Raw genomic sequence first — 4,816 nt, 5'->3', positions numbered from 1 at the left:
TACCACACCGACGTTATCGGCTTCCAGGTTGAGAGCTAGACCGACACTCGCGTCTTCAAATTCGACGAGTTCCCCAGACATGACTTTATCCAAGCCATAAACGCGGGCGATGCCGTCGCCGACTTGGAGCACGGTACCCACGTTGGAGGATTTAACGTCTTGGGTGTACTGTTCGATTTGCTGGCGAATAATGCTACTAATTTCGTCGGGTCTGATACTAATCATAATTATTTATTTACTGATGTAAGTTTTAGACTATAAGAGGTAATTTCCAGTTATTAGTTATTAGCAACTCTGATACTCACTCAATCGCTATTCACTATCCACTATCCACTATCCACTAATTAAGCGATGCTCAGACCCAAGCGACGAATTTCGGCACGTAAGCTGGAGTCGATGACTTGAGAACCGACTTTAATAATTACCCCACCGATAATTTCTGGATCGATATTGGTAACTATTTCGACACTGTTCGATCCAGTCATGCCCTGAACTCTGTCGCGGACGGATTGGATTTGAGCGTCACTCAGGGCGACTGCACTCGTGACTTCTGCCAAAATGATGCCTTTGAGATCGCGCACCATCGCTTGATAACGCTTGCAAATTCCGGCTAAGTAGCCAATTCGCCGCCGCTCGACGAGGATCGCCAAGAAGTTGGACATCAATGGGTGAATTTGGTCGGTCACTATCTTCGCTAAAATTGCTTTTTTATCAGCCATTTTCACGATCGGATTTGCCAAGATTAGATTGAGTTCTGGTGACTCATCTAGCAATTCTAATAGGTCTTTACAATTGCCCGCAAATTCATCGACCAAACTTTGAGATTGAGCGAGGGACATGAGCGCGTCCGCATAGGGATTGAGCACTACACTACCGATGGCACTATCTTTCATTATTTACCTCCTACCAAGGCGATACTCCGATCGACCAAATCTGCTTGAGCGGAGTCGGTAAGCAGGTTTTTGAGTTGAGCTTCCGCTCTTTCCATTGCCAGCTTGGTGACTCGCACGCGCAATTCGGCGATGGCTTTATCCTGTTCGTTGCTGGTATCAGCAGCAGCGAGAGCTTGCATCCGCTCGATATCGGCTGCGGTTTTGGCAGCGATCTCGGCTTTGGCATTTTCCGCGCTGGTAATTGCGGTTTTGCGGATATTTTCAGCTTCGGTTTGCGCTTGAGCCAAGTTTTTCTTGGCGACTTCGAGGGCAGACATCGCCTGTTTTTGGCGAGCTTCAGTATCTTGAATCGCAGTTTCGATCGCCAGACGGCGTTCGGTGAGGATATCTGTCAAGAGTTTGCGTCCGAAGATGAATACAAAAATCAAGACGGCGACGAGATTGAATACGTTGGCTTCGATTACATCTGGATTTAAACTAACACCACTCGATTTGGCCGTAGCTTCGGCGGTGGCGAGGAATAAAAAATTTCCCATCATATATATTGCGCTAGAACTGGGCGATTCGACGGGCGTATCGGTTATTTGTTATGAACGATTGGTGTTCAGTTACATCAATTGTGACTGCTAACTGTTCGCTACTAACTGTTTGAATCTGGCTAGCAGGTTATTTTATTTAACTAACTCGGCTCCCAATAATTTGGTCAGGATTTGACGACTGAGGGCTTCTACTTGAGGCTCTAGAGCTGTAAAGGCAGATTGCTTTTGCTTGTCGATCTCCTGTTGAGCTTGTTCGCGTTGAACTTGAGCTGCTTGCTGAGTTTCGGCGATTTGTCCGGCAGCGATTTTTTGAGCTTCAGCTTTTGCTGCGGCGATGACTGCTTGGGATTCGCGTCTGGTGTCTGCTAGTTCTGCTTCGTACTTTTTAGCGATCGTTTCTGCTTCACTGAGCTTGGCTTTGGCATCGCCCAAACCGCCGCGAATATACTCGTCTCGATCGTCTAATACTTTACCGAGGGGTTTGTAAAACAGTGCATTTAAGACAGCAACCAAAACGACGATTTGAATCATCATTAGTGGCAATGTCGCATCAAAGTCAAACAGTTTACCCTTTTCTTCTACTTCCTCTACTACTGCTACGGCTGTCGTCAACAGTAGAGACCATTGTGAGATCATCTTTGGTGCTTTCCTCTGAAATTTTAGGTCAGGCGGGAAGCGGCAGCAAAATATCGGTAGTGATGGTCGAGGATATTTGAATCTTTAGGGGATCGATCGAAACCGTCAGATGTTCAAATACACTCTCACTCTCAACTAGGTGAATTTTAGCTGCCTATTCCGCTGGGGATTGACGGTAATGATTATGCGAAAGGGTTAGCAAACAACAGAATCAGTGCGACAACTAGACCATAGATCGTCAGCGATTCCATGAACGCCAAGGAAAGAATCAGCGTACCGCGAATTTTGCCTTCAGCTTCAGGTTGACGTGCAATCCCTTCAACAGCTTGTCCAGCGGCGTTACCTTGACCGATACCAGGGCCGATGGAAGCTAGACCGACAGCCAGAGCAGCGGCGATAACGGAAGCAGCAGCAACAGTAGGATTCATGATGTATTTACCTTAAAAAATTGATTGAGAGAATATTAGTTGAAATTTATTTAGTTGGGAGTCAGTTGGGAGTTCGGAGTTGGGAGTTCGGAGTCGTAAGACTATTCACTATTCACTATTCACTATTCACTATCCACTAAACTTAGTGTTCTTCTTCGTGTTCGCCGTGACCTTCGATCGCTTCACCGATGTAGACAGCAGCTAGTGTGGCAAAGACTAATGCTTGGATGGCACTAGTAAACAACCCTAATAGCATAACTGGAATCGGTACAATAAACGGAACTAGTAATACTAGTACACCGACCACTAATTCATCCGCAAGGATGTTCCCAAATAAACGGAAACTTAGTGACAGGGGTTTAGTGAAGTCTTCTAGGATATTGATTGGCAACAGAATTGGTGTCGGTTCGAGATATTTAGCTAGGTATCCCAAACCACGCTTGCGGAAACCTGCATAAAAATATGCCAAGGATGTCAGCAGTGCCAATGCCACCGTAGTATTGATGTCATTGGTTGGCGCGGCTAGTTCGCCTGATGGCAGGTGAATTAGCTTCCAGGGGAGTAATGCACCAGACCAATTGGATAAAAAGATGAATAAAAATAAGGTACCGATATAGGGCACCCAAGGACGATATTCCTTCTCGCCAATTTGGTCTTTAGCTAAGTTGCGGATATACTCCAAGGCATACTCCATCAAGTTTTGAATCCCACGGGGAATGCGTTGAACATTCCGCGTTGCCGCAATTGCCGCAATTAGCAGCAAGCCAATCACAAACCAAGATGTGAGAAATACCTGACCGTGGATTTGGAGGTTCCCCAGTCGCCAATATAAATGACGACCGACCTCCAATGCTGCCAAGGGCAGGGAATTTGTGATGTTTAAACCAGCTAACATGTGCATCTAGGAGCTATTTCTAGCGATTATCGATCGATGTTGCAAAGACATTTGCGATTGGTGGTCGATCCTGCGCTCGGCTAAATTCGATTTTAGTCAGACGAGAGTATCCGCACGAGGTAGACGATCGACGCTGCTTTGTAGGTCAAAAAACCTAAAAAGACTGGTAGAATTTGCAACTGATCCCATTTGGCAGCAACGAGCATCAAGACTAATACTAGGGCTTGACGATTGAGGCTCAACTTCATGGTTTCAGTACCAAGGCGGTCTACATCTCTGGCTAGCAGTCTCAAGTACACTACTCCTGTAACTGCACCTAGTAGGTAATTGCCAGCGATTCTCAAACCATAGAAATAAACCACAGTAGGAAATGCTACAGCAGCGATCGCTAGAGTAGTCAGAAACAATTCTTGCTTGAGCTGTTGATACTCACCCATCGAATTGTCTGACGTTTGAGTTACACTAGACTCCTCAAGTGTAATTGCCTCATCAACTAATTCTGTCAGTTGAGGCGTTTCATCAGTAGAGTTCACAGTAGTTTAGTGTTATTCGATCCCGAATCGACCATCATCGATTGTATCATCGAGCGGCATCAATACTTAAAAAGATTTATCGCTCGATCGAGTTCGTGCTACCAATCAGTCCGCGAGTACGGAAGATGTCGGTAATCGTCGGTGCATAGCCAGGTAGCCCAAAGGTAGCGGGACTCACGGGGTTCTTGGCTCCAAAGTGGCGGTAATTGAGACAAAACCGATCCCACTCGGCCATTTCGATCTTAAATAGTTTTATCAAGAAATTGGCAAGAGCGATCGATAGGGGAATCTGGAAGGGGCTACGTTTGCCAAAGTAGGCACAGATTTCCTTAATTCCAGCATCGGCACTCACTAACTGGTTGCCCAGGACGATGCGCCGATCGAATTTGTCGGCGATTTCAGGATGTGCGATTAGATGTCTGACAACTTCAGCGATATCTTTGCCGTGGATAAAGTGGAAGCTCCCGTCGGCACTCAACCATTGCAGTAAACCAGCATATTTAGATATATTTGTCAAGTCAGCAGATAGAAAAGAATAGGGTTTGGTATCGTCACCACCGAATACCAGTGTCGGGAAAACGGTAGTAATTTTTGAGGCAATCTTATGCTCGGCACCAACGGCATTTTTTTCCCGTGTCAGTTTGTCTAAACACTGATATTTAGACACTATATAGTCAGTCCCGATCTTACCCGCTTCTGGTAGTAATTGATTCTGTCGATCGAGTACACTTTGAGTCGAGAAATAAATAACTTGCTGACAAACTTCCGGGTCGAGTAAGTCAAATAAAACGTGAGTTTTGGTGTAATTAATATCAAAGGCTGCTTGCCCACCCCAACCAGCAGCAGTCAGGACGGCAACATCGATCGTCTTGAGTAACTCAGCCTGTTTTTC

The 4,816-nt window shown here is 45.8% G+C and carries 7 protein-coding genes and 1 pseudogene; all 8 read right to left on the bottom strand.

Features of this window, described 5'->3' with window-relative positions; translation table 11 throughout:
• Window positions 1–225 (bottom strand): annotated as a pseudogene (locus RMO52_RS21930) (F0F1 ATP synthase subunit alpha); the annotation flags it as partial.
• Between the two features lie 119 nt (window positions 226–344).
• The gene (atpH, locus tag RMO52_RS21925; RefSeq protein ID WP_309742818.1) at window positions 345–893 is read right to left on the bottom strand and encodes an ATP synthase F1 subunit delta; all 549 of its coding nucleotides are present in this window, start codon (window positions 891–893) and stop codon (window positions 345–347) included.
• Window positions 893–1,432, bottom strand: coding sequence for a F0F1 ATP synthase subunit B (locus tag RMO52_RS21920; protein ID WP_310418549.1), 540 nt, complete (start codon window positions 1,430–1,432; stop codon window positions 893–895). Before RMO52_RS21920 ends, atpH begins: the two co-directional genes overlap by 1 nt.
• 132 nt (window positions 1,433–1,564) lie before the next feature.
• Entirely contained in the window at window positions 1,565–2,065 is a 501-nt protein-coding gene (locus RMO52_RS21915) for a F0F1 ATP synthase subunit B' (protein WP_396135074.1), read from the bottom strand.
• A 185-nt stretch (window positions 2,066–2,250) separates the two neighbouring features.
• Entirely contained in the window at window positions 2,251–2,496 is a 246-nt protein-coding gene (gene atpE / locus RMO52_RS21910) for an ATP synthase F0 subunit C (protein ID WP_295618112.1), read from the bottom strand.
• A gap of 142 nt (window positions 2,497–2,638) precedes the next feature.
• Window positions 2,639–3,397, bottom strand: a complete 759-nt coding sequence (gene atpB / locus RMO52_RS21905; protein WP_309745412.1) for a F0F1 ATP synthase subunit A — start codon at window positions 3,395–3,397, stop codon at window positions 2,639–2,641.
• Window positions 3,398–3,483: 86 nt separating this feature from the next.
• Window positions 3,484–3,924 carry an ATP synthase subunit I gene (locus RMO52_RS21900; RefSeq protein ID WP_309745410.1) on the bottom strand — a complete coding sequence of 147 codons (441 nt, stop codon included), beginning with the start codon at window positions 3,922–3,924 and terminating at the stop codon, window positions 3,484–3,486.
• Window positions 3,925–4,000: 76 nt separating this feature from the next.
• Window positions 4,001–4,816 (bottom strand): NAD-dependent epimerase/dehydratase family protein (locus tag RMO52_RS21895; RefSeq protein ID WP_310418546.1); only part of this gene is annotated, 816 nt, incomplete at its 5' end.

The sequence above is a fragment of the Chamaesiphon sp. OTE_8_metabat_110 genome (assembly GCF_031382685.1).
In the GTDB taxonomy this organism is placed as follows: Bacteria; Cyanobacteriota; Cyanobacteriia; order Cyanobacteriales; family Chamaesiphonaceae; genus Chamaesiphon.
The sequence above is the reverse complement of the archived record's forward strand: the minus strand, read 5'-3'. Positions and strand labels throughout refer to the sequence as shown.

Excerpts from the sequence above, each read along its gene's own strand:
- atpH (WP_309742818.1), bottom strand. The coding sequence starts at position 893 with ATGAAAGATAGTGCCATCGGTAGTGTAGTGCTCAATCCCTATGCGGAC.
- RMO52_RS21920 (WP_310418549.1), bottom strand. The coding sequence starts at position 1,432 with ATGATGGGAAATTTTTTATTCCTCGCCACCGCCGAAGCTACGGCCAAA.
- atpE (WP_295618112.1), bottom strand. The coding sequence starts at position 2,496 with ATGAATCCTACTGTTGCTGCTGCTTCCGTTATCGCCGCTGCTCTGGCT.
- atpB (WP_309745412.1), bottom strand. The coding sequence starts at position 3,397 with ATGCACATGTTAGCTGGTTTAAACATCACAAATTCCCTGCCCTTGGCA.